Below are 20,614 nucleotides of genomic sequence, written 5' to 3' on the forward strand. Positions count from 1 at the left end.
ATTTTTATCCATATTTTGCTCTTTGTTTTTCTTCTTTTCTCCCTTGCCATCAATGCATATCGTATGGAAAAGATATTACGAAGCCTTCACCTGAAACGAAGGATCTTCCTCGATCAATTCAATAAATGCTTCTGCGACATCCGGATCAAACTGCGTGCCTTTTCCTTTTTCTAATTCCCCGATCGCATACTCCACGCTTAAGGCATCCTTATAAGCCCTCCGGGACACCATTGCATCAAAGCTGTCACACACTGCAAGGATCCTGCCTAAAAGCGGGATGTCCGTTCCCTTGACACCGCCCGGATAGCCTTTTCCATCATAGCGTTCATGATGGGATAAAACCGCCGGAATGACATAGTTCATATTCGGGAGGAAATGGATCATCTCAATGGAATTCTCCACATGAGTTTTCATTACCTCGTATTCCTCATCTGTCAGTTTGCCCTTCTTCTTTAAGATGCTTTCCGGGATACCGATTTTTCCGATATCATGGAGCAGACCTGCCACTTTTGCAGTCTGGATATCATCCTTTGGAAGCCCCATTTTTGCTGCAAGCTTCATCGCATACCCGGAAACATTCTCAGAGTGTTCAAAGGTGAACGAATCCTTGGCATCAACTGCTGCCATCAGCGCAAAAATCGTCGGCGTTACCTGCTCATAACCTTTCTCCCTGCTCTGTTCCTGTCCCTCAAAACTCTTCTCGTAAATCTCGATACGGTTTTTACCATTTCCTTTTGCATAGAAGGCTGCCCGTCTTGCCTGGCGGAATAATTTTCTTGCACTTTCTGCCATGTTTTTGTCCCATGCGATTCCAACGCTGAACGTAATCGGCTGGATGACTTTTGGCTTATCTTCTTTCTGTTCTAATATCGTATTCTGTATCAGCCGCGCAAACGACAATAGTATTTCTTTTCTGCTTTCTTCCGCAATAATAAGAAATTCATTGGAACCGACACGGAATACCGACATTTTGTCACTGCAGAGGTTCTGCACCTGGGATGCGCTCCACCTCAGGATCTGGTCTCCGGTCTCCTCGCCGTACAGGTCATTGTATAACTTGAAGTTATCCATATCCAGATATATCATTCCTGTCGGATGTTCCTTTATGTCCAGATTTTTTATAAATTCACTGCAATAGCTGCGGTTATACAGACCTGTCAGTTCATCATGAATGGACACCTGATATACTTTTTCATAGGCACTGATATTTTTTAATGCGCCGGATACGCTGTTTGCGATCTGCCGGATACAGTCCGCCTCATCATAGATCAGCCTGTTTTTTCTGTGAAGCTCCACATATAAAAATCCATAAATTTTATCGTCATACTTAAAAACTGCGATCTCCGGTTTTTTATGAATGCCGCCGGTGCCGCAGAATGACCTCAGCCTTGCCTCCTCCTCTGTGTCCAGCACCCGGTCTCCGTCTGCCGTACACTCCACAAAATGGTCATCTCTTTTTTCAAAAATACGTGCATACGAGTCCGGTACTGCCGAACTGACGGTGCTTCGGATTTTCTGGTACAGTTCTTTTTTATTCAGGATCGAGGCCGCCATATCCTGAAATTCCACAAGGCTCTCCACAATGTGTTTTTTCTTCTGGTACAGGATACGCTCCAGCCATTTTCTGGCATAGCTCATGACCAACACCATCCAGAGGCACTGCAGAACGACAAACACTGTGATAAACTGTTTGGTAAAGCTGTCCGTCTGGCCGATCACATGGTCAATGTTTGGCTCCAAAATAATCATTGGAAGAAACGCTACAACTACTGCGATCAAATATACGGCACCTGTTGTCGCACGCATGGAGAATGAGAACAGATACTGTTTATAAATAATGTATACAAAACAGACCGCCATTCCCACTCCGCCAAGGGTATCGAATGGGAAATCACCGCTCCATGGCATCACGCACAGAATATTTCCACCCATGATGAGCAGTGTTCCTATTAATAATGGGACGAGTTTTTTCCGGTACTCTAATTGTTCCCCGATTTTTTTGTGGGCAAGCAGCGTTACATACACTAACAGAAATATCTCTGCTGCTGCCAGCAACCAGATGCCTGTTTTTGCATGATAATGGTAGGATATACCGCCATTCGCCATGATCTGCACTTCCGGCGGTGGGAGAATACAACCGGTAAAAACATTCAACAGGACAGCTGATACTGTCACAGCCATACAGCCATCCAGAAATCTGTCCTTTCCCCGGATGTCAAGATAATGGAACAAAAATCCATATATCAGTATCGGGATCGTAAAAAGTCCCATCAGTGATACATGATACCAGAACTGTATCCCCGGGCTGATCTGCAGTCTCATGAGCACAGCGCCGCCTGTCCAGGACAATAATGCCGACAGTATTGCCTTGAGATCTCTTACTTCTGATGATTTCTCTGCAACATTCAGAAAACAGAATAGTAAAAACAGATAGCATATGAGTGCAGCCATTGGAATACCAATATATATATTTTTGATCAACACCAGATTCATGAAATGTTCCATTTTTCATTCTCCTTCGTGTGAAATATCATATTTCCATACGCGGTCTGCCGTCAGATACTGTCTCTGTACGCAGACATATATCATTATGTTACCATATTTTTACATTTCATACAAGAATCTGCACGCTTGTCCATTTCCGGTTCGGATCTGTCCCTGTTCCGTTTCAGTTTCCCTGCCGGAAGCTGTTTTTCTCCTTCGTAAGTTCCAGCATAAGCATAAGCACACTCCATTTCCGGTTCGATGGTGTAAGGACTGCTTTATAGTCAACCGGGATCTGTTTCCGGCGCAGTTCAAACAGTATTTTGTCAAAATGTTTTTCATTCACACCGCAGAATACCATAAGGCTCTCCTGTGGTGCGCTGCCGGTAAATGGTGCTGTGAGTACGTTCTTTTTTCCTCTGCGAGATCTCCGATACTCTGCCGTAAATCTGTGGCTTCGATCTCCTCCAGACGGATTTTCATTGGCGCAAGCAGCTGTTTTACCGCTTCTTTTTCTTTTACCTGATAGATTAATATTTTTTCCATGTTTTTCTCTCCAGACTTAAGAAAAGCCAAACACAAAATATGTCTGGCTTTTTCTTTCATTCTATCATTTTTTATAACACTTCTTCAATAATTTTCTTTAAAGTGCCGGCAGAACTTTGCAGTTTTTCTGTTTCCTCCTCATCGAGAGTGATCGGGATCCGGTTTTCCACACCGTGCGCTCCCACGATTGCCGGCATGCTTAAGGAAATATCGGAAATCCCGAATTCTCCGTGCATCAGATTCGATACCGGTAAAATGGATTTTTCGTCGCGGATGATCGCCTCGCAGATTCTGCGCACTGCCATTGCAACTCCAAAATACGTCGCCTTTTTCTTTGCAATGATCTCGTAAGCACTGTTTTTTACATTCTCTGCAATACGCTCGGTCGCTTCGTCATGGTTGAAGTGTCCGCGCATCTCGCAGAATGTATTGATCGGCACACCCGAAACAGTGGCGCTGCTCCATGCTGCAAGCTCGCTGTCGCCGTGTTCGCCGATAATGAATGCGTGCACACTCCGGCTGTCCACATTCAGATGCTCTCCAAGATTGTATTTTAATCTTGCAGTATCTAACACCGTTCCAGAGCCAAGCACCCGGTTTTCCGGGAAACCGGACAATTTCAATGCCGTGTAGGTCAGGATATCCACCGGATTGGAAACGATCAACAGGATTCCTCCGCAGTTTCTTTTTGCAATTTCCGGAATGATGGATTTGAAAATACCAACATTTTTCTGGACAAGGTCTAATCTTGTCTCATCCGGTTTCTGATTGGCGCCTGCTGTCACGATGATGATCGCTGCATCCACAATATCATCATAATCTCCGGCATAGATTTTCATTGGTCTTGCAAAAGGAAGTCCATGGCTGATGTCCAGCGCCTCTCCCTCTGCCCTGTTTTTATCAGCATCGATCAGAACCATCTCAGAAAACAGACCGCTTTCCATTAATGCAAATGCTGTTGCAGATCCTACAAAACCGCATCCGATCATTGCCACTTTTCTCTGATTTACGCTTGTTTCACTCATATTTTCGTCCTCTCTTTCTTTTTTCCGAATATCTCCTGTAAGTGGAGACAACCGCAGAATTTTACTGTTATTCCAGGATTCTTCCGTCCGTAGAAATGGTCACTACCTGCCATGGAATGAATTTTCCACTGTTCTGCAATGCTTTTTTCGCAGCCATCTCAATTCCGCCACAGCAAGGCACTTCCATACGTGTTATTGTAACAGATTTGATGTCATTGTTTTTGATAATTTCTGTCAACTTCTCAGAATAGTCCACATCATCTAACTTTGGACACCCGATCAGTGTCACATGACCGCGGATGAATTTACGGTGGAAATCTCCGTAGGCGTATGCGCTGCAGTCCGCTGCGATCAGCAGTTTTGCGCCGTCAAAGTATGGCGCACGGACCGGTGCAAGCTTGATCTGTACCGGCCACTGTGTCAGTTCAGAACGGATTTCTCCTGCCGTCTGCAGCTCTGCGCTTCTGTCTGCATCTGCCTCTCTCCGGATGGCTCTCGCCTGACTTCCCGGACATCCGCATGGTGTCTTTGCCGCCTCTTTGCTCTTTTTATGTTCTTCCACTGCCTTCTCATCATAAGCTGCTGCCTCACGCTCCACAAAATGGATTGCATCTACCGGACAGGCCGGCAGACAGTCGCCGAGACCGTCACAATAATCATCGCGCATAAGCTTCGCTTTTCCATTCACCATTGCGATCGCTCCCTCATGACATGCCTCTGCGCAAAGACCACATCCTACACATGCTTCCTCGTCGATCTCTATAATTCTTCTTACCATCTTCCATTCCTCCTGTTGTCTGCATATCTATTATTTGTTTCATTTGACTTTCTATGTGCATACTAATATAATAAAGAAAATTTTTCCGTTGTTTTTACAACGTAATTATGTTTTATTCTACGAACATTGGGTAGGTAATTGTGAAACTCCTTCATAACATAAATCAAATTGTGAAAAATTAACAAAAGCTTGAGAAAACACTGGGGAGCGGTCGGCACTTAGAAGGCAGGCGTAACGTCAGTTGCGACTGGCTTCTTAGTACCGTTACCAGCGACACGTAGCGAAAGCGTGTTTTCGAAAATTTTGTTAATTTTGAACAATGTTGTACAGCTTACGAGGAGTTTCACAATTACCGAGCCAATGTTCTATACATACATTCGAAAGGAGTTTCTATGACAAACGACGATCTGCTTTTATTACAGACCTCTGTATTCACAGGGATCACAACCGATGAGATCAGGGACATGCTCTCCTGCCTCTCTGCACGGGAGACGACATTTACCAAAGACGAGATCATTTTTTCCTATGGGGAAAACATCACAGGCATCGGCATTGTGCTGGAGGGGAGTGTACACATTGTAAAAGAGGACTTCTGGGGCAATGCCAATCTGATGGCAGAATGTGCCCCGGGCGATATTTTCGGGGAAGCCTATGCGATCAATTCCACTGAACCGCTGGAAATGAATATTTTTGCTGCTTCCACCTGCCGCATTTTGTTTCTGGAGGTCTCTAAGATTCTGACGGTCTGCCCATCTGCCTGTGCGTTTCACAACCGGCTGATCCGCAATCTTCTAACGTTAGTGTCCCGGAAAAAATTTCCAGTTAAACCGCAAGTTAGAACATATGTCCAAGCGCACCACCAGAGAAAAACTGCTCTCCTACCTGTCCATGGAGTCAAAAAAAGCCAATGCTTCAACCTTTACCATTCCATTCAACCGCCAGCAGCTTGCCGACTATCTCTCTGTCGACCGCTCTGCCATGTCCAATGAATTGTGCAAATTGAGAGATGCCGGCATTTTGGAATTCAACAAAAATACCTTCACGATTTTTGAGAAAAACGATTAAAAGAAACGCTATGATGCTATTTCCTGCACCATAGCGTTTTTTCAGATTCCATTCTCCTTCAGGTAATCCACCCAGATTCCATATTTTGAACCATACAGATGAATGTCGTCGAACGTCAGACTGCTCTTTAAGTTGCCTTCCTCATCGCATACGACCTCATTCATGTCAAGGTAAAAGATATTTTTTCCGTCTGCGAGTGCAGCGATCCGCTCATTCCGCTGCTCGATCCCCACATTGTTAAAGATCGGATCTTTATCACTTTTTTCTTTTGCAACCTTCATGATCCCCTGAACGAAGATCACAGCGTCCGGCTGCAGTTCCCGGAATTTTTCCACAGAATCCTCATAGGCTGTCATGAAACCATCCAGCGTTCCCCTTCCCATCTCATTGATCCCGATCTGGAAATAGATTTTCCCGTATTTTTTTGCCTTAAGCGCTTCCTCTAATGTCACTTTTTCCCCGTCCACTTCACAGAACTTTTCTGTCCAGAGGTTGTATACGTTCATGCCGACGGTCGCATAAAAAGTGCTGTCATCGAGTCCGCCGTAATCATGAAGTCCCACGGTTCTCGAATCACCGATAAACACTGCGTCTGAGAAGTACCCTGCGTCCACCGGGTGAAAGCTTCTTACTTCCTCCTGCTCTGTCTCCGCCACTGCCTCCGTTTCTGCCATACTCTCCGTTCCCGCTACGGCAGGTTCTGTGCTCTCGGTCGCAGAGATCTGCTCCTCATCTCTTCTCAGTTCTGCCAGATGTTCCCATTTATCCCAGAGTGACTCATGGTCGCTGCTCCATGGGTAAATCCCATCGTGTATGCCCTGCATGACCAGAACAAAGTACGGTGTTTTTACCGGATCGACCGTATAACGGCTGTAAATCGTATCTTTTCCCAGAAATCCTATCGCTGACAGGATTGCCCAGCCAGCTAAAATCAGAATGGTGATTTTGCAATATCTGATTTTTTTCATTTCTGCTCCTTCCTAAAAATTAAAGTATAAAAATGGATTGTTTGCAGATACCGCAAGGTAGTACATGCTGAGTGCAAAGATCACCGCAATTGCCAGCGTACCGAGCAGCCCCCGCTTTATTCTTCCATAAATCACCGCCGGAACCGGAGTTGCAAAAAGAACTCCCATCGCCAGCAGGCTGTCATAATCTTTCAGATATTTGATGTAATCCATGGAATTGACCATGCCGGTATGTGCATTCACAAACGGAAACATACGTGTCAGATAAATTCCAAGCTGATGAACATCTGTGATCGTAAATGCCATCCAGGTCACAGGCACAAACAGTAACAGATAGACATGTCCGATCACTTTGCTTTTCTGTAAAAATGGAAGCAAAAACAATTTTTCCAGAAATAAAGCCCCGAGCAGCATGCCGCCCCAGATCAGGAAATTATACCCTGCCCCGTGCCACAGCGCGGTCAGTATCCACACAGCAAAAAGGTTGAACATCGTCCGCAGTCTGCCTTTCCGGCTTCCTCCGAGCGGAATGTATACATAATCGCGGAACCACCGTCCCAGTGTAATGTGCCAGCGGCGCCAGAACTCCGTCACCGATTTTGAGATATATGGAAAACGGAAGTTTACCGGAATCTGAAATCCTAACATTTTTCCGAGTCCGATCGCCATCATCGAATATCCTGCGAAATCAAAATACAGCTCCATGGAATATGCGACCGCACCCAGCCACGCCAACGGCGTTGAGATACTGTTAAACCCGATCGTCTGCACGTTGTTCCACAACATTCCCACCCGGTCAGCGATAATGACTTTGGATCCGAGTCCGATCACAAGGATACGGATGCCACTCTCAAAATCCCGTGCTGTCACCGTCCTTCTTTTCAGGCAGCTGCTCACCTCGGTATAGTTTACGATCGGTCCGGCGATCAGCTGTGGAAACATCGTCAGATAGGTTCCAAGGTTGACATAAGATTTTTCTGCCGGGACAATGCCACGGTACACATCGATCACATACGCTGCGATCTGGAAAGTATAAAAACTGATCCCAAGCGGCAGCTTCGTGGTCAGACCGCTGTATTTAAAGAAAAAGAGCATTCCGAAATCGTAGCAAAGCGCCAGAACAAGCAGTACTGCCTGTCTTCTGCCTCTTCCATCCTCCGGTGTCTTATACATGCTGCGTGCGATCACATAGTTCACCGTGACTGACGCTAACAGCAGCAGGACATACTGCGCCTCACCATAGGTGTAGAAGGCAATGCTCCCCAAAAAGAGTACTGCGTTGCGGAACTTCTTCGGTGTGATAAAATATATGATTAAAAAAGCCGGCAGAAACCGGAACAAAAATTCAAAACTGCTGAATACCATACGTAATTCTTTCTCTCATTCTCCTGCTTGTGCTGCACGGTCAACGTGCTTTTCTGCAGAAACTCTACCTGTTTTTCACAAAAAATACCTGCCTGTTTCCTTTTCTTATTATATGCACAGACTGTTGTTATTATAGATGAAAAAAATAAATATTACCATATGATTAATTTTAAAAATATATTAAATCCATGCTATTTTGTAACTTTTCTGTAATGATTGGGCACGGACGCTGCTTTTCTCAGATTTTCCGGAAACCATGTTACTGTTTTCCCTGCAGAAATGCTTCGATCTCCCCGATAAAATACAGTGAGCCGAATGCCACTGTCTTTTCTGCGGATGATTTTGAGAAATCTGGCAGCACATCCGCAAGGTTCTGATACGCCTCCGCCGGGATCCCTTTTTGCCCGGATGCAGTCTGCGAGCGCCTCTCCCTGCAATGCCCTCTCACTCTCCACAGTCACTGTCTTAAAATCCAGTGCCAGCGGAAGAAGTTCCCGGATCATCTCCCCATAATCTTTATCCGCCATGACACCCATGATAAAATGGAATTTTTCATCCGGATACATTGTCTCCAGACTTTTTTTCAGCGCCTCCACACCGTTACTGTTATGCGCACCGTCCATCAGGAAAAACGGATCATTGCTCACAAGCTCCATGCGTCCCATCCACTGCGTCCGGTCGATTCCTTCCCGGATCGCATGCTGCAAAGCTTTCCGTTCCGGCACATTCTTTTTTCCTGCAAAATATTTTTCAAAAAATAATTCTGCTGCAAGCATTGCCGCCACGGCATTTTCATACTGGTGCACACCGAGCATTTTCATTGTGACTGCATCGTGTCCAGCGTATGAAAAACACTGTTTTCCGTCCTTTTGTGGCAGGATCCTGATCTCATTTAAATTTACGACTTTTGTAGTTTTGATATCTGCACGCTCTGCGGCTTTGTTTAACACGTCCATTGCTTCTTTTTCCTGGCTCTCTAACACAAGCGCTGTGCCGTGCTTGATAATTCCTGCTTTCTCTGCTGCAATTTTGGCGAGTGTGTCACCAAGGATCGCCATATGGTCAAAACCGATTTTTGCAATGACGGTCACATCCGGCACTCCGCAGGCATTCGTGGAATCATACGTTCCGCCAAGTCCTGTCTCCAAAATCACAACATCACACTTTTGTTCCTTAAAATAAAGCAATGCCATTGCAAGACAGTAATCAAACATTGTCGGATAAACGCCAAAATCCATAGAGAGAAGCCTGTTTCCAAGGCGCATGGTATCCGCTTTTGAGATCATATCTCCCTGCACCTGGATGCGCTCCCTGAAATCCACCAGATGTGGAGAAGTAAACATCCCGGTTTTCAATCCTGCACATTCGAAAACAGAGCGCAAAAAAGCAGAGACGGAGCCTTTGCCGTTCGTCCCTGCTATGTGTATGATGCGTAAATCTTTCTCCGGGTGTCCTAACTGCTCTAACATTATCTTTGAGATCTCGACACCCTTTAAGTTTCCAAATCTTCTTTTATTTTCAATCGCTGTTACTGTTTCTTCGTATGTTAATGTCTGCATCTGACTATACTGCCATGATCACGCCGCCGTCGTTGGCATACATGCTGCTGACACCTGCGGTATTGATGATGATGATCTTTTTGAACTTCGCAATCTTCTCGATTTTTTCCTTCACTGCTTTTGCCCTCTCCGGACAGTTACAGTGTGAGATCGCAAGAATACGGTTCTCACAGTCTTTTGTCTTTGAGATCATATCCTTCACCATGCGCTCAAGCGCCTTGTTCATGCCGCGCGCCTGACCTAACTGGCAGATTAATCCCTCCTTCGTTGAGCCCATAACAGGCTTGATATTTAATGAATTGGCAATAAATGCTTTCAGGTTGGAAAGTCTGCCATTCTTTCTCAATGTCTCTAATGTCTCCAATACAAAATAGGTGTTCATGGACTTGATGTACTCTTCCACCTTCTCCACAACCTCTTCAAAACCGCATCCGGCTTCCTCAAATTCCTGTATCTTCATGCCGATGAGAGTTTCACCGATGGACGCTGATTTCGAATTGAACACATAAATTTTCTTTGTATCTCCGTGCTCTTCCTCATATAGATTCTTTCCGAGCACTGCACTGTTGTAAGAGCCGCTTAAACCACCGGACAGTGTCACGGCATAAACATGGTCTGCCTCACCCTCATATGCATCCATATACTGCTCCGGTGACGGGCAGGAGGACTTTGGTCCTTTCAGGCTCTCTCTGACTCTTCTCAAAAAGTCTGACTGATCAAATGTGCTGTCATCCCTGATACGGCATCCGTCTACTTCCAGCTCCAATGAAACGGTCTCATAATGTCCGTCCTGTTTTAATTCTTCCGGTAATTCCCCACAACTGTCGATTACAATCTTATACATAGTATCCTCCTTGTTTTGCGAAGCAAAATGCGACTGTCCTTACAGGAGCAGAGGATTTAGCCTCCTTGTTTTCCGTAGGAAAATGCGAACCCTCTGGTGAGCAGAGGATTTAGCCTCCTTGTGATATTCATTATTATATCAAAAGTTTCTTTTTTCTATTACATGTAGTATTGATTACTACGTAACATTAACATAAAAACTTTACTTTGTATAGAGGATATTATGATTTTTATTAAAATTTTATAGTCAGCACGTTCTGGTCGGAATCTTCCAGATAATATAAAGATGTCAGTCCTTTGCAGTAATGCACGATCTTCTGATCCGTGATAAAGTAGGAGAATGCCTGTTCATACAGCTCCCTGTCTGCAAACCTGACAGAGCAGAAACCATCTCCCCGCTCATAGGCAGCCCGATATACATTTCCGATGCTGTCTGCATCCCATGTGTCAAAATAAAGATTTTCATGGACATAATAATTGTCTTTTACCGCCTGACACACCGGAACGATAATATCGTCATTCGGCTGATGCGTTTTCTGTAATTCCTCGGTCGTAACTGCAAAATAATTATAATTGATAAAGGAATCCAGCCCCATTCCATCACCGCTGTAAGTGGCATTTCCCCAGGTCGTATCAATATAGTAATACTCTCCATCCAGCTTTACCAGATTCCATGCATGAGACTGTCCGTCTGCCGTTCCAGCCACCACTGCACAGGGAATGTCCAGTTTTTCCAGAAGATACTGCGTTGCTGCAGCGTATCCCTGACAAACCGTTTCCCCATTGACAAACACACTGATGATGTTCTGATTGTCCGGCGCACCTGTGCTATACGCAACATTCGAAGCCAGATAATCAAACACATATTTTGCTTTGTCATAATCCTGCGCTTGCGCATCGATCCCTGCCAAAATCTGACTGACTGTCTCATCGATCTGTGCCTGCATGTCCATCCGCTCGGCATCCGTCATGGTAAACTTTGGTGTAAAATGGAGATCTACCAGCTTTTCCCCTCTGGTATACTGCGTGTAAGTGTAGCCCGATACCCAGAACAGTCCGCCGTGGTCCGCCATCACCGAAACATACGCCTGATGCAGGACTTCGTTGTCTAACGTGCTCAGCGCCACATCTTCTTTTTCATAGAGAATCGCATCATAAACCTCGTCGTACACAGTGCGTACTTCCTCCGGAAGCGTCTGATATACATAACAGTCCACAGACTGCTTTTCAACGGATGGCTCTGCCTGCTTCTCTGTTTCCCCGCAAACTGCTGCCTGCTCAGTGTCCGTTTCCTGTTCTTTACTTTTTACTTCCGTGCCTTTTCCTTCTGCAATTTTCTCTTCCACATAGCGGGTAATATCGGATAATTGATTGGTTGTCTGCTGACACCCCGAAAGCAGAATGAGTGCTGCACACGCCGCACTCCCTGCCACATAGGAAAAAATTTTTTTCTCACCTGATTCTCCTGTCAAATGCATACTTCATGCTGTATGTATCTTTTTTGCCTTTCAGCCAAAATAAGCGCTCACCAAATCCTTCAATGCCTGCTGGTCTGCTGCTGCCATCAGTTCTCTTGCAGAATGCATTGCAAGCAATGGGATTCCGATATCCACTGTTTTTACCGGAAGTAACGCTGATGCGATCGAGCCTAATGTGCCGCCTCCTGCAAGATCCGAACGGTTCACAAATTTCTGATATGGGATCTGATCCTTCTCACAGATCTGCTGGATCACTGCGACCGCACCACAGTCTGTTGCATAGGACTGGGAGCATGCTTCCTTGATGCAGAATCCTTTTCCAAGCACCGGCTTGTTGGTCAGATCCATCTTTCCGGCATAGTTTGGATGAAGTCCATGTGCCACATCCACGGATAAAATGATGCTGTTGTACAGTCTGTTCCACACTTCTTTTTCCAGTCCGCACTCGGTCAGAATGCGCACCAGCATATCATGGAGCAGAATGGAACCGGCACCCTGTTTGGAACGGCTTCCGATCTCCTCGTGATCGAACAGTGCAATGAGATTCATGCCGTCCGCCCTGTCGCTGTCGATGATCGCAGACACCAGTGCAGAACAGGAATTTAAGTTATCGAGTCTGGATGCAGAGATAAACTCATCGTTTAATCCCACAAACTCCGGCTTTTCTTTATTGTAAATGGTCAGTTCAAAATCAAGAATATCCTCTTTTTTCACAGCAAGCTCTTTTGCAAGAAAATCAAGAAAATAGTCTGCATCATCGGAAAGTCCGCAGATTGGGAGCAGTTCCGTCTGCTTATTTAATTCCACGCCCTTGTTCACCTCACGGTTCATGTGGATCGCAAGATTCGGGATGGTCATAAGATTTTTTTCAGACTGGAACGTGACCACTTTCGGTGTAAACACATCCCCACTGCGCACTGCAACTCTTCCGGCTACACCGAGTGGACGGTCGAGCCATGTATTTAAGATTGCGCCGCCGTAAACTTCCACATTCACCTGTGCGTATCCGTTTGTCTGAATATCGCAGGACGGTTTGATCCTTAAGCATGGGAAATCTGTATGTGCTGCTGCAATGCGGATCGCAGGCTCTCTGTCACTCCAATTCTGCGGTAATGTGAATGCAAACAATGTCGTTTCATGATGATTTATCACATATTTTCCGCCCGCTTTTAAGTTCCATGCCGTACCGTAATCAACCACTTCAAAACCGGCATCCGTCAGTCTTTTTTCGCATGCGCTCACTGCGTGCGCCGGTGAGATTCCTTTTTCCAGTAAATCAAATAAAATTTCTGTCTCTGTCATATCTGTTACCAACCTTTCCATCAAACCTCAGACTTTTTATCTGCGGCTGCAAATCTGTATAATCATTCTGTATTTTGCATTCGCAAATCCTCTGTATTCTAGCATATTTTCTCTAATTTGTCATTTCAGTTATTTACAAGAAAACAAACCAATGATAAATTTATGTTGATACCATTTTCTTTTGGGAGGATTTTATGATCGCTTTAAAAATTGCCGAAGTCAAAGACTTTATGAATAAATTACTGTGCCAGGATGTGTTTGACCACTTTCTCATTCAGGAGGCTGTCATCACAACGAATGTATCCTGCCATATCGACGGCACGCTGCAAAAAGACTTCTACACCTTAGAAGAACTCGAAGAACAGAATCTCACCGGGCTTTCCTTTGTTCCGTATGGTCTTTTGCGCAGTTCCTGTTTCAACCTGATCAAAGGAAAGAAAACTCCTTCTTATTTCAAGTTTTCCCTCCTTTTATCGCCGGAAAATCTCAAACGCACTCTCTCCCAGACCGGAAGCTCTTTCACGGAAAATGATATTTCCGCAGTGTTCTTAAATATCCGCTTCCAGAATGGAGAACTGACCGTGACCACGGGTATCTCCTACCGGATCTTCTCGACCGACAAAACGCTTGAGCACGAGTGGGACACACTCCTCAAACGCTTTCTGACGAAAAATCAGATTTCATTTGACGAATTGTAGCGTCTGGCTTCCCCCTCTCTCCCGGCTTTTACTTGGTTTTCATTATGGAATAGATAAAAGGGTTTCTTATAAAACTTGCTCGAATTGCGGCTTTATCAGTGTTCACATTTTGACTTTTTTGATTGTTTATATTCATTCAGAAATGGACAGTCCGCACAATGTGTTCGTCTGCGGCCACATTGCGTGGACTGTCCATTGATGAATGTACATAAACTTAAAGTCAAAATGTGAACACTGATAAAGCACTCAATTCTCACAAAAGTTTTATAAGGAACCCTTTTATCTATTCCATAATGAAAACCAAGTAAAAGCCGGGAGAGAGGGGGAAGCCAGACACTACAATACCACGGTAAATAAGATTGATTTTCCGTCCTCGCTTTTGGCTGAGATTTTGCCCTTGTGTGCCTTCACGATCGCATACACGACGGAAAGTCCGATTCCAAAGCCCCCGGTCTTAGAATTGTGGGAAGCGTCCATACGGTAAAAACGCTCGAAAAGCATATCCAGCTTTCCTTTTTCGATCTGGTCTGTGGTATTCCACACGGTGATGATTTTGTTTTTTCCGGAAGTTTTTAGTGCGATGCGGATGATGCCCTGCTCTGAGGAATATTTCATTGCATTGTCCAAAAGCAGGGAGATCATCTGCCGGATATTTTTTCATCGCCGACATATCCCACATGCTCTGCCACATTGATCTCAAATTGTTTTCCTTTTGTTTTTGCGACAGAGCGGAATCCCTCTGCGGTATCAAGCACTGCATCCGAAAGTGAAAATGACACTTTTTCCAGCTTTGTTCCTTCCTCGTCCATGCGGGAGAGAAACACCAGTTTTTCCGTGAGGGAAGTCAGTCTTGCAACCTGTTTTCTCGTACTCTGCGTCCACTCGTTTTCCCCCTCCATCATCTCTATGACTTCGGTGTTGGCATCGATGATCGTGAGCGGCGTTTTGATCTCATGGCTTGCGTCCGTGATAAAGCGTTTCTGTTTCTCATAGCTTTCTGACACCGGTTTTAACACTTTTCCGGAGAAAAAGTATATCATGACAAACACAATGACAAGTCCGAGTGCTCCTGTTCCCACGCTGGCAAGAACATATGTTCTTATGGTAGAGATTTCCCGCTGACAGTTTAAAAATACATACATCGTCGAGCCGTCACTGTCCGTTGCAAGGTATTTATAATCAGCGAAAAAGCCTTTTTTCTTTCCTTTTTTCCACAGCTCCGCTGCGTATTCCTCCGCTGTCCCGGCTGAGATGGAAGCAATTTTTCCGGTATCCACAGATTCCACTGTACCGTCCGGTGCGATCGTCACTGTAAAATACCGGGTGTCAAACGGACTTTCCTGCGAAATTCCATGCTTTTGCAGGTCATTCATTGCCGGTGGCTGATCTGACTTAGGTTCCAATTTTTTTTCCAAAATCTCCGGGTGTCATATCCGGGAAAGTACCTCCGTTGTCAGCGATCAGGGAGAGTCTTGCATCCAGCGCCTGATTGGTACTGATGTAGTTTGCAATATTGATCGTACCGACAATTGCGATCAGCACGATAGAAACAGACAGCATTGCAATTGCAATAAATTTTCTTCTTAATTTTTTAAGCATTGTCTTTCTCCAATGAATATCCAAGTCCTCTGGCCGCCCTGATCTTCACCTGACTTCCAATGGAGGTTAATTTTTTTCTCAAATAGGAAATATATACCCATACGACATTTTGTTCCGCTTCTGAATCGTAGCCCCAGATTTTATCCATAAAAAGATCCGGGCAAATGACCTGTCCTGGATTAGACATGAGCATTTCAAGCATCTGGTATTCCTTGCCAGCAAGACGGATACCTTCTGGATTCTCCGGTCCTGTGAGCTGATAGGTAGAACGGTTCAGTGCAATATCGCCAAATGTCAGCACATTATCGGTCGTGTCCGTCTGTCTCCTTGTCATTGCCCGGATCCTCGCCAGAAGCTCTTTCATGGAAAATGGTTTCGGCAGATAATCGTCTGCGCCACTGTCTAAACCCTCCACACGGTCATCAATCTCTGCCTTTGCTGTGAGCAGCAGGACCGGAACGGAATTTCCATGTCTGCGGATTGTTTTTAATACGGTGATACCATCCATTTTGGGCATCATGATATCTAAGATCACACCGTCATAATTGCCACCGTTTTCCAGATAGTCCAAGGCTTCTGCACCATCGTACACAGCGTCTACCGAGTAATTGTTATGTTTTAACACCATGACAAGCGCACGGCTCAAATCCTCTTCATCTTCTGCAAGCAATAACCTCATACAAAATCCCATGCCTTTCGTTTATTTCACAGTGATACCGATTCCTGCCCTCAGCTGTTTTTATTCTGCGGTCACTTCTGTCGTCGTTCCCGATGTTGTGAGCGTGTACGTTGCTCCGCTCTCCACCTCTGCGGTGCTGATGATCACACAGTCATAGGTTTTTAATGCCGTGTAACTTACGATCACATTTCCCTCACTGTCTGTCAGCACAACGTTGCCGGCTTCCATTTGTTCTCCTAATTTTATCATAAGAACCTTCTGTTTGGAAGAATCACTCATCACCTCTGCCATGCCGCTGCTGCCGATTGCCACAAGCGTTCCGCCGTTCACATACGCAGACGACCGGTCGCCGTAATCGATCGCATTGTTTCCGTTATCAGACGGACCGTCAATGTAGATCTCACCGCCGTTGATCGTCAGATCGCCGTTGGAATCCACGCCGTCGCCGCCTGCCAGAATGTGGATATATCCACCATTTAATTCCATTTTCTCGCCTGCTGTATTGATACCGTCATCACTTGCAGTGATATCAATCGTTCCATCGTTGATTGTCACCGTCAGGCCTTCCAGACCTTCATAACTCTCTGTCACAGTGATCGTACCACCATTTACTATCAGTGCATCATCTGCATGCACACCATCATCGCCTGTCGCAAGCGTGTATGTTCCATCTGCGATCGTAATATTTGCGTTGCTGTGGATGGAATCATCTGCGGAATCAATCTGGTAAGTGCCTCCATTTAAGTACATGCCGCCACCTGCCTTGATTCCTTTTGTGCTGGTGCCGCTCTCGTCAGTTGTGGTATCTTCTGTTGTTTCTGCACTGCTGCTCTGATGATCTGTTGCGTTATCTGGCGCAGCTGTTTCATCTGCTGTATCACTCTGATCAGTTTGGGATGGTTTCTCCGGTGGAGTTGTTCCATCTGGTCTCTTGCCCATTTCCGTCATATTTTCTCCATCCGGCTTTTCCCCCATCTGTGGCATGCTTTCTCCGTCCGGTCTCTCGCCGTTTTGTGGCATTCCGCCACCCGGTCCACCCGGCACATCTGACTCATGCGTTTTCAGACTGTTTGCAGCGCCGCCCCCAGCTGTGATGTCAAGTGTTCCATCCTCGATCTGCACGATATTGGAAGCGTCCATGCCATCGCCATCACTTGTGATCGTAAAATCACCATCTGCAATATAAATATAGCCCTTTTCTTCATCATCTGCATTTTCCGCATGAATGCCATCTTTTTCTGCGGTTAAAATAAAGGTTCCATCTGCGATACGCACACTGTCTTTTCCCGATAATGCGTGCCCTGCTGCTGTGATATCGTATGTACCGCCTATGATTTTCAGATCATCTTTGGATACAATTCCATGTCCTTCTGCTGATATGATCGTCAGACTTCCAGTGCCGTTTAACGTAAGGTCTGATTTTGCAAAAATCACGGCATCAATGTTGTTGTCGTCAATCGCAACATACTCATCCGTATTGCGAAGTGTATTCTGCGATCCTTCTGCAAGCGTTACAAATACTTTCTCTGCGCTTTTTACATACACTGCTGCACTTGAAGCACAGGTAATGTCCACATTATCAAATACGATCTGCACTTTCGCATTATCTGCGTCCACCACAATCTGTCCTTCCGACAGTGTTCCGGAAAAAATATAAGTCCCTTCTGCCGTGATTGTCACCGTCTGTCCTTTGATTACAACGCCATCCGTTTCCCCTGTGATACCATCATCGGAAAGTGTGACATAAACTGCCCCACTCTCCTCATAGGTTCCTGCCAGATCCCGTTCAGTAAACATATCTGCATTTGAAAAAGTTCCTGCTTCACTCTGTGCTGATGTTTCTTCTGCATTTGTTTCTGTTTCCGAGGAAACAACATTGCCAGTACTGCTCTTTGTCCCTGTACAGCCTGCCACTGCCGTCATGGATAATGCCGTAGCACAAAACAATGCCAGCAGTTTTTTTCTTCTATAACTCATTGACATTTGCCTCCTGTCTCATCATACTGATTTCCAGATTTCCGTTTCTGCATCTCAATTCATCGAGAAATGTTTTCTCTTCCGCATTATCTTTTAACGTCACATGATAGGTAAGTTTGTAAAGACTTCCCATATTGGAGGTTTTCACAGCGACTACTTCACAGGATGATAAATATTTTTCAAAAAGATCATCAAATACTGCTCCGTAATTTAAATCCTCCGGGATTGTGATACGAAGTGTTTTCTCTCTTACTTCTGCTTTTTTTACACCGAATCCGGTCACATTTAACACAAACATCACGGCTCCCATAATGAGTGAAAACAGTACTGCAAACCCAAGATACCCCATCCCTGCGATTAGTCCTGCCGCCATTGCAAGAAAAATGGTTCCGATCTCTTTTGCAGTTCCCGGCACAGAACGGAAACGTACAAGCGAAAATGCTCCTGCCACAGCCACTCCGGCACCTACATTTCCATTTACCATCATGATGACAATGCAAACGATTGCCGGGAGCATTGCGAGTGTCACTGCAAAGCTCGTCGTATAGCGGCTTTTATAAGTGTAAACCCATGTGATGAATGCCCCGATCAACAGTGACACCACAATACAGAGCAAAAAATCCGGCACGGAAATCACCGCCGCACCTGCTGTATCAAAAATTCCTGTAAATAAATTGTTTAACATATTAATTTCTCCATTTCTTTTTTAACATTTTATTGCCTGCTGCACAACCTCATCTCCGGTAAACACAAAGAATTTTTCCGGCGGACAGCTTCTCTGCTCTCTCGCATAAATCGTGCGGTAGGCGGTCGCATATTTGGAAAATGACGTTTTATAAATCTGGTTTTCTGTCAGAAAATGAACCATCCAGAGCGGTATTGCGCCCGCCGTTTTCACTTCCATAAGCACTTTATTTTTATCTAAAATTGCTTCCCCGTAAATTCCTTTACAGAGAGAAAGGTCGTAATTTCTCCAGAGAATGTTCTGATCAAACGTGATCCGGAACTCGTGATCGTCCTTCGCATAAAAAGCTTCTCTCTTATAGGAAAGCATCACTGCCGGAGCCAGCTTTTTATAATTTTTCAGACAGTAATCGATTTCTCTGGTGATCTGTGTATCTTTTACTTTTTCATGAAAAAGCAGGTAACGTTCTGCCTCGTCCTCCGTCATTGCAATTCTTCTTTTGTATACAACGGACTCATACTTCTTCTTCAGTTCCACAAAAACGGTCGTGTCCTTGTCTGCCGTGCCGTAACTTCTCAATCTCAGTTTTTCTTTATAAACCGGGTGTTCCATTGATCTTTGGATCAGCAGATAGTCCGGTGTATCAAAGTAGAGACTGCATATTGTACTCACTCCATGCTCGTCTGCGGTCATGTACTGTTTCATTTGATTTTTTAACAGTTCCGCCTGCGTGATATCCAACATATATTTGATCTCACACCTTTTAAATATCATCTGATCTGCCATAAGTGTCTCCTTTCCTTTGCGCATATCTTATCAGGCGAACCTTAAATGAACTTAAAAAAAGAAACCATCCTTTAAAAAATGGTTTCTTTGTCATGCTTCATTATATTTTTCTGTTATCTGGATTCGGACTGGAGTTCGGCGATGGCGGCCTGTCGTTGACCGATTTCTTTGCCGGCTTCCTCGCCCTGCTGATATGCTTTTTCTGCGACTTCTTCTGAATATTTTCTCATTATTTCACACACTGCGTTTACGCCTCCCTCTTCATGTTTCAGATAGTGCACACGGTTGGTTAATTTCGGAAATTTGGCATTATCTATCTCTTTTTTTATTATATAGAACCCCTCAAGATTCTTCAAGACTGTTTGCATGGATTTTTTAGTTATGTATGCAAAAAAGAGTGCCGGAAAAACCGACACTCTTTTTCAAATCCATTGTTTGCAATATCTTAATCTAGAAAAATAAAACAAGTTCTATTTAATAAAGAAAAAGGTACATGAAACTACTGATTTAGACTGTAGTAACAAGCGATAATGAAATTATCTTACTACTGTTACGTTTGTTGCCTGTGGTCCTTTTGCGCCTTCAACAACTTCAAATTCTACTGCAGCGCCCTCTTCTAAGGATTTGAAACCTTCCATATTAAGACCTGAGTAGTGAACGAATACATCATTTCCCTGTTCGTCGGAGATGAATCCGTATCCTTTTTGGTTGTTAAACCACTTTACTGTACCTTTGTTCATTGAAAAGTACCTCCAAAAAATATTTCTATGGTACACT

The 20,614-nt window shown here is 44.7% G+C and carries 23 protein-coding genes; 3 read left to right on the forward strand and 20 right to left on the reverse strand.

From position 1 onward, the window contains the following. Nucleotides 1-75: 75 nt before the first annotated feature. From ROSEINA2194_RS12485 to ROSEINA2194_RS12500, 5 genes are all read right to left on the reverse strand, one after another. The gene (locus ROSEINA2194_RS12485; RefSeq protein WP_007887603.1) at nt 76-2,505 is read right to left on the reverse strand and encodes a histidine kinase N-terminal 7TM domain-containing diguanylate cyclase/phosphohydrolase; all 2,430 of its coding nucleotides are present in this window, start codon (nt 2,503-2,505) and stop codon (nt 76-78) included. Between the two features lie 163 nt (nt 2,506-2,668). Then, entirely contained in the window at nt 2,669-2,845 is a 177-nt protein-coding gene (locus ROSEINA2194_RS20465; RefSeq protein WP_081453913.1) for a DUF3783 domain-containing protein, read from the reverse strand. Continuing rightward, a complete protein-coding gene (locus ROSEINA2194_RS19805; RefSeq protein WP_172727118.1) occupies nt 2,827-3,030 on the reverse strand; it encodes a hypothetical protein in 204 nt (67 codons plus the stop codon). Before ROSEINA2194_RS19805 ends, ROSEINA2194_RS20465 begins: the two co-directional genes overlap by 19 nt. A gap of 71 nt (nt 3,031-3,101) precedes the next feature. After that, complete coding sequence (locus ROSEINA2194_RS12495) at nt 3,102-4,055, reverse strand: L-lactate dehydrogenase (RefSeq protein ID WP_021923771.1); 954 nt, start codon at nt 4,053-4,055, stop codon at nt 3,102-3,104. 67 nt (nt 4,056-4,122) lie between these two features. After that, a complete protein-coding gene (locus ROSEINA2194_RS12500; protein WP_007887608.1) occupies nt 4,123-4,833 on the reverse strand; it encodes a 4Fe-4S binding protein in 711 nt (236 codons plus the stop codon). Between the two features lie 392 nt (nt 4,834-5,225). Here ROSEINA2194_RS12500 and ROSEINA2194_RS12505 point away from each other — a divergent pair, with 392 nt between their 5' ends. Together ROSEINA2194_RS12505 and ROSEINA2194_RS23590 are read left to right on the forward strand one after the other, a co-directional pair. Next, a complete protein-coding gene (locus ROSEINA2194_RS12505; RefSeq protein ID WP_007887609.1) occupies nt 5,226-5,822 on the forward strand; it encodes a Crp/Fnr family transcriptional regulator in 597 nt (198 codons plus the stop codon). Then, nucleotides 5,758-5,898 (forward strand): helix-turn-helix domain-containing protein, encoded by a 141-nt coding sequence (locus tag ROSEINA2194_RS23590; protein ID WP_334292516.1) that lies wholly within the window; start codon nt 5,758-5,760, stop codon nt 5,896-5,898. The genes ROSEINA2194_RS12505 and ROSEINA2194_RS23590 overlap by 65 nt, the downstream gene beginning before the upstream one ends. 41 nt (nt 5,899-5,939) lie before the next feature. Here ROSEINA2194_RS23590 and ROSEINA2194_RS12510 read toward each other — a convergent pair whose 3' ends face one another. The 6 genes from ROSEINA2194_RS12510 to ROSEINA2194_RS12535 all read right to left on the reverse strand — a co-directional run bounded on the left by ROSEINA2194_RS12510 (nt 5,940) and on the right by ROSEINA2194_RS12535 (nt 13,413). Continuing rightward, entirely contained in the window at nt 5,940-6,866 is a 927-nt protein-coding gene (locus ROSEINA2194_RS12510) for a GDSL-type esterase/lipase family protein (RefSeq protein WP_007887610.1), read from the reverse strand. A 12-nt stretch (nt 6,867-6,878) separates the two neighbouring features. Continuing rightward, on the reverse strand, nt 6,879-8,231 hold the full coding sequence (locus ROSEINA2194_RS12515; RefSeq protein WP_007887611.1) for an MBOAT family O-acyltransferase: 1,353 nt from the start codon (nt 8,229-8,231) through the stop codon (nt 6,879-6,881). Between the two features lie 191 nt (nt 8,232-8,422). Beyond that, on the reverse strand, nt 8,423-9,790 hold the full coding sequence (locus tag ROSEINA2194_RS12520) for a bifunctional folylpolyglutamate synthase/dihydrofolate synthase (RefSeq protein ID WP_007887613.1): 1,368 nt from the start codon (nt 9,788-9,790) through the stop codon (nt 8,423-8,425). Between the two features lie 4 nt (nt 9,791-9,794). Continuing rightward, nucleotides 9,795-10,634 (reverse strand): DegV family protein, encoded by an 840-nt coding sequence (locus ROSEINA2194_RS12525; protein ID WP_007887614.1) that lies wholly within the window; start codon nt 10,632-10,634, stop codon nt 9,795-9,797. A 232-nt stretch (nt 10,635-10,866) separates the two neighbouring features. Next, on the reverse strand, nt 10,867-12,105 hold the full coding sequence (locus ROSEINA2194_RS19810) for a transglutaminase domain-containing protein (RefSeq protein WP_172727119.1): 1,239 nt from the start codon (nt 12,103-12,105) through the stop codon (nt 10,867-10,869). A gap of 36 nt (nt 12,106-12,141) precedes the next feature. After that, complete coding sequence (locus tag ROSEINA2194_RS12535; RefSeq protein WP_044927952.1) at nt 12,142-13,413, reverse strand: M18 family aminopeptidase; 1,272 nt, start codon at nt 13,411-13,413, stop codon at nt 12,142-12,144. Nucleotides 13,414-13,607: 194 nt separating this feature from the next. Here ROSEINA2194_RS12535 and ROSEINA2194_RS12540 point away from each other — a divergent pair, with 194 nt between their 5' ends. Further along, nucleotides 13,608-14,111 carry a DUF5721 family protein gene (locus tag ROSEINA2194_RS12540; RefSeq protein WP_007887618.1) on the forward strand — a complete coding sequence of 168 codons (504 nt, stop codon included), beginning with the start codon at nt 13,608-13,610 and terminating at the stop codon, nt 14,109-14,111. Between the two features lie 336 nt (nt 14,112-14,447). Here ROSEINA2194_RS12540 and ROSEINA2194_RS19815 read toward each other — a convergent pair whose 3' ends face one another. The 9 genes from ROSEINA2194_RS19815 to ROSEINA2194_RS12575 all read right to left on the reverse strand — a co-directional run bounded on the left by ROSEINA2194_RS19815 (nt 14,448) and on the right by ROSEINA2194_RS12575 (nt 20,577). Continuing rightward, nucleotides 14,448-14,726 (reverse strand): ATP-binding protein, encoded by a 279-nt coding sequence (locus ROSEINA2194_RS19815; protein WP_172727120.1) that lies wholly within the window; start codon nt 14,724-14,726, stop codon nt 14,448-14,450. Between the two features lie 23 nt (nt 14,727-14,749). Beyond that, on the reverse strand, nt 14,750-15,526 hold the full coding sequence (locus tag ROSEINA2194_RS19820) for a sensor histidine kinase (protein WP_007887622.1): 777 nt from the start codon (nt 15,524-15,526) through the stop codon (nt 14,750-14,752). Further along, on the reverse strand, nt 15,504-15,710 hold the full coding sequence (locus ROSEINA2194_RS19825; RefSeq protein WP_007887623.1) for a hypothetical protein: 207 nt from the start codon (nt 15,708-15,710) through the stop codon (nt 15,504-15,506). The genes ROSEINA2194_RS19820 and ROSEINA2194_RS19825 overlap by 23 nt, the downstream gene beginning before the upstream one ends. Further along, nucleotides 15,703-16,389, reverse strand: a complete 687-nt coding sequence (locus ROSEINA2194_RS12550) for a response regulator transcription factor (protein ID WP_044927955.1) — start codon at nt 16,387-16,389, stop codon at nt 15,703-15,705. The genes ROSEINA2194_RS19825 and ROSEINA2194_RS12550 overlap by 8 nt, the downstream gene beginning before the upstream one ends. Nucleotides 16,390-16,449: 60 nt before the next feature. Then, on the reverse strand, nt 16,450-18,366 hold the full coding sequence (locus ROSEINA2194_RS12555) for a carbohydrate-binding domain-containing protein (RefSeq protein ID WP_007887628.1): 1,917 nt from the start codon (nt 18,364-18,366) through the stop codon (nt 16,450-16,452). Continuing rightward, nucleotides 18,356-19,051, reverse strand: a complete 696-nt coding sequence (locus ROSEINA2194_RS12560) for a DUF4956 domain-containing protein (protein WP_007887629.1) — start codon at nt 19,049-19,051, stop codon at nt 18,356-18,358. The genes ROSEINA2194_RS12555 and ROSEINA2194_RS12560 overlap by 11 nt, the downstream gene beginning before the upstream one ends. Nucleotides 19,052-19,072: 21 nt before the next feature. Continuing rightward, nucleotides 19,073-19,837 carry a polyphosphate polymerase domain-containing protein gene (locus ROSEINA2194_RS12565; RefSeq protein WP_081453915.1) on the reverse strand — a complete coding sequence of 255 codons (765 nt, stop codon included), beginning with the start codon at nt 19,835-19,837 and terminating at the stop codon, nt 19,073-19,075. A 113-nt stretch (nt 19,838-19,950) separates the two neighbouring features. After that, a complete protein-coding gene (locus tag ROSEINA2194_RS22540; protein ID WP_265336034.1) occupies nt 19,951-20,079 on the reverse strand; it encodes a hypothetical protein in 129 nt (42 codons plus the stop codon). A gap of 294 nt (nt 20,080-20,373) precedes the next feature. Then, nucleotides 20,374-20,577: a cold-shock protein gene (locus tag ROSEINA2194_RS12575; protein WP_007887632.1), complete on the reverse strand. Its 204-nt coding sequence runs from the start codon at nt 20,575-20,577 to the stop codon at nt 20,374-20,376. Nucleotides 20,578-20,614 lie beyond the last annotated feature (37 nt).

Source organism: Roseburia inulinivorans DSM 16841 (assembly GCF_000174195.1).
Lineage (GTDB): Bacteria > Bacillota > Clostridia > Lachnospirales > Lachnospiraceae > Roseburia > Roseburia inulinivorans.

Bases quoted from the DNA above. Each gene is read 5' to 3' on its own strand.
- ROSEINA2194_RS12575 (WP_007887632.1), bottom strand. From the start codon at position 20,577: ATGAACAAAGGTACAGTAAAGTGGTTTAACAACCAAAAAGGATACGGA.
- ROSEINA2194_RS12500 (WP_007887608.1), bottom strand. From the start codon at position 4,833: ATGGTAAGAAGAATTATAGAGATCGACGAGGAAGCATGTGTAGGATGT.
- ROSEINA2194_RS12560 (WP_007887629.1), bottom strand. From the start codon at position 19,051: ATGTTAAACAATTTATTTACAGGAATTTTTGATACAGCAGGTGCGGCG.
- ROSEINA2194_RS12550 (WP_044927955.1), bottom strand. From the start codon at position 16,389: ATGAGGTTATTGCTTGCAGAAGATGAAGAGGATTTGAGCCGTGCGCTT.
- ROSEINA2194_RS12525 (WP_007887614.1), bottom strand. From the start codon at position 10,634: ATGTATAAGATTGTAATCGACAGTTGTGGGGAATTACCGGAAGAATTA.
- ROSEINA2194_RS12540 (WP_007887618.1), top strand. From the start codon at position 13,608: ATGATCGCTTTAAAAATTGCCGAAGTCAAAGACTTTATGAATAAATTA.
- ROSEINA2194_RS12515 (WP_007887611.1), bottom strand. From the start codon at position 8,231: ATGGTATTCAGCAGTTTTGAATTTTTGTTCCGGTTTCTGCCGGCTTTT.
- ROSEINA2194_RS12555 (WP_007887628.1), bottom strand. From the start codon at position 18,366: ATGAGTTATAGAAGAAAAAAACTGCTGGCATTGTTTTGTGCTACGGCA.
- ROSEINA2194_RS12565 (WP_081453915.1), bottom strand. From the start codon at position 19,837: ATGGCAGATCAGATGATATTTAAAAGGTGTGAGATCAAATATATGTTG.
- ROSEINA2194_RS12485 (WP_007887603.1), bottom strand. From the start codon at position 2,505: ATGGAACATTTCATGAATCTGGTGTTGATCAAAAATATATATATTGGT.
- ROSEINA2194_RS12535 (WP_044927952.1), bottom strand. From the start codon at position 13,413: ATGACAGAGACAGAAATTTTATTTGATTTACTGGAAAAAGGAATCTCA.
- ROSEINA2194_RS20465 (WP_081453913.1), bottom strand. From the start codon at position 2,845: ATGGTATTCTGCGGTGTGAATGAAAAACATTTTGACAAAATACTGTTT.
- ROSEINA2194_RS19815 (WP_172727120.1), bottom strand. From the start codon at position 14,726: ATGAAATATTCCTCAGAGCAGGGCATCATCCGCATCGCACTAAAAACT.
- ROSEINA2194_RS12510 (WP_007887610.1), bottom strand. From the start codon at position 6,866: ATGAAAAAAATCAGATATTGCAAAATCACCATTCTGATTTTAGCTGGC.
- ROSEINA2194_RS12520 (WP_007887613.1), bottom strand. From the start codon at position 9,790: ATGCAGACATTAACATACGAAGAAACAGTAACAGCGATTGAAAATAAA.
- ROSEINA2194_RS12505 (WP_007887609.1), top strand. From the start codon at position 5,226: ATGACAAACGACGATCTGCTTTTATTACAGACCTCTGTATTCACAGGG.
- ROSEINA2194_RS19805 (WP_172727118.1), bottom strand. From the start codon at position 3,030: ATGGAAAAAATATTAATCTATCAGGTAAAAGAAAAAGAAGCGGTAAAA.
- ROSEINA2194_RS19825 (WP_007887623.1), bottom strand. From the start codon at position 15,710: ATGCTTAAAAAATTAAGAAGAAAATTTATTGCAATTGCAATGCTGTCT.
- ROSEINA2194_RS12495 (WP_021923771.1), bottom strand. From the start codon at position 4,055: ATGAGTGAAACAAGCGTAAATCAGAGAAAAGTGGCAATGATCGGATGC.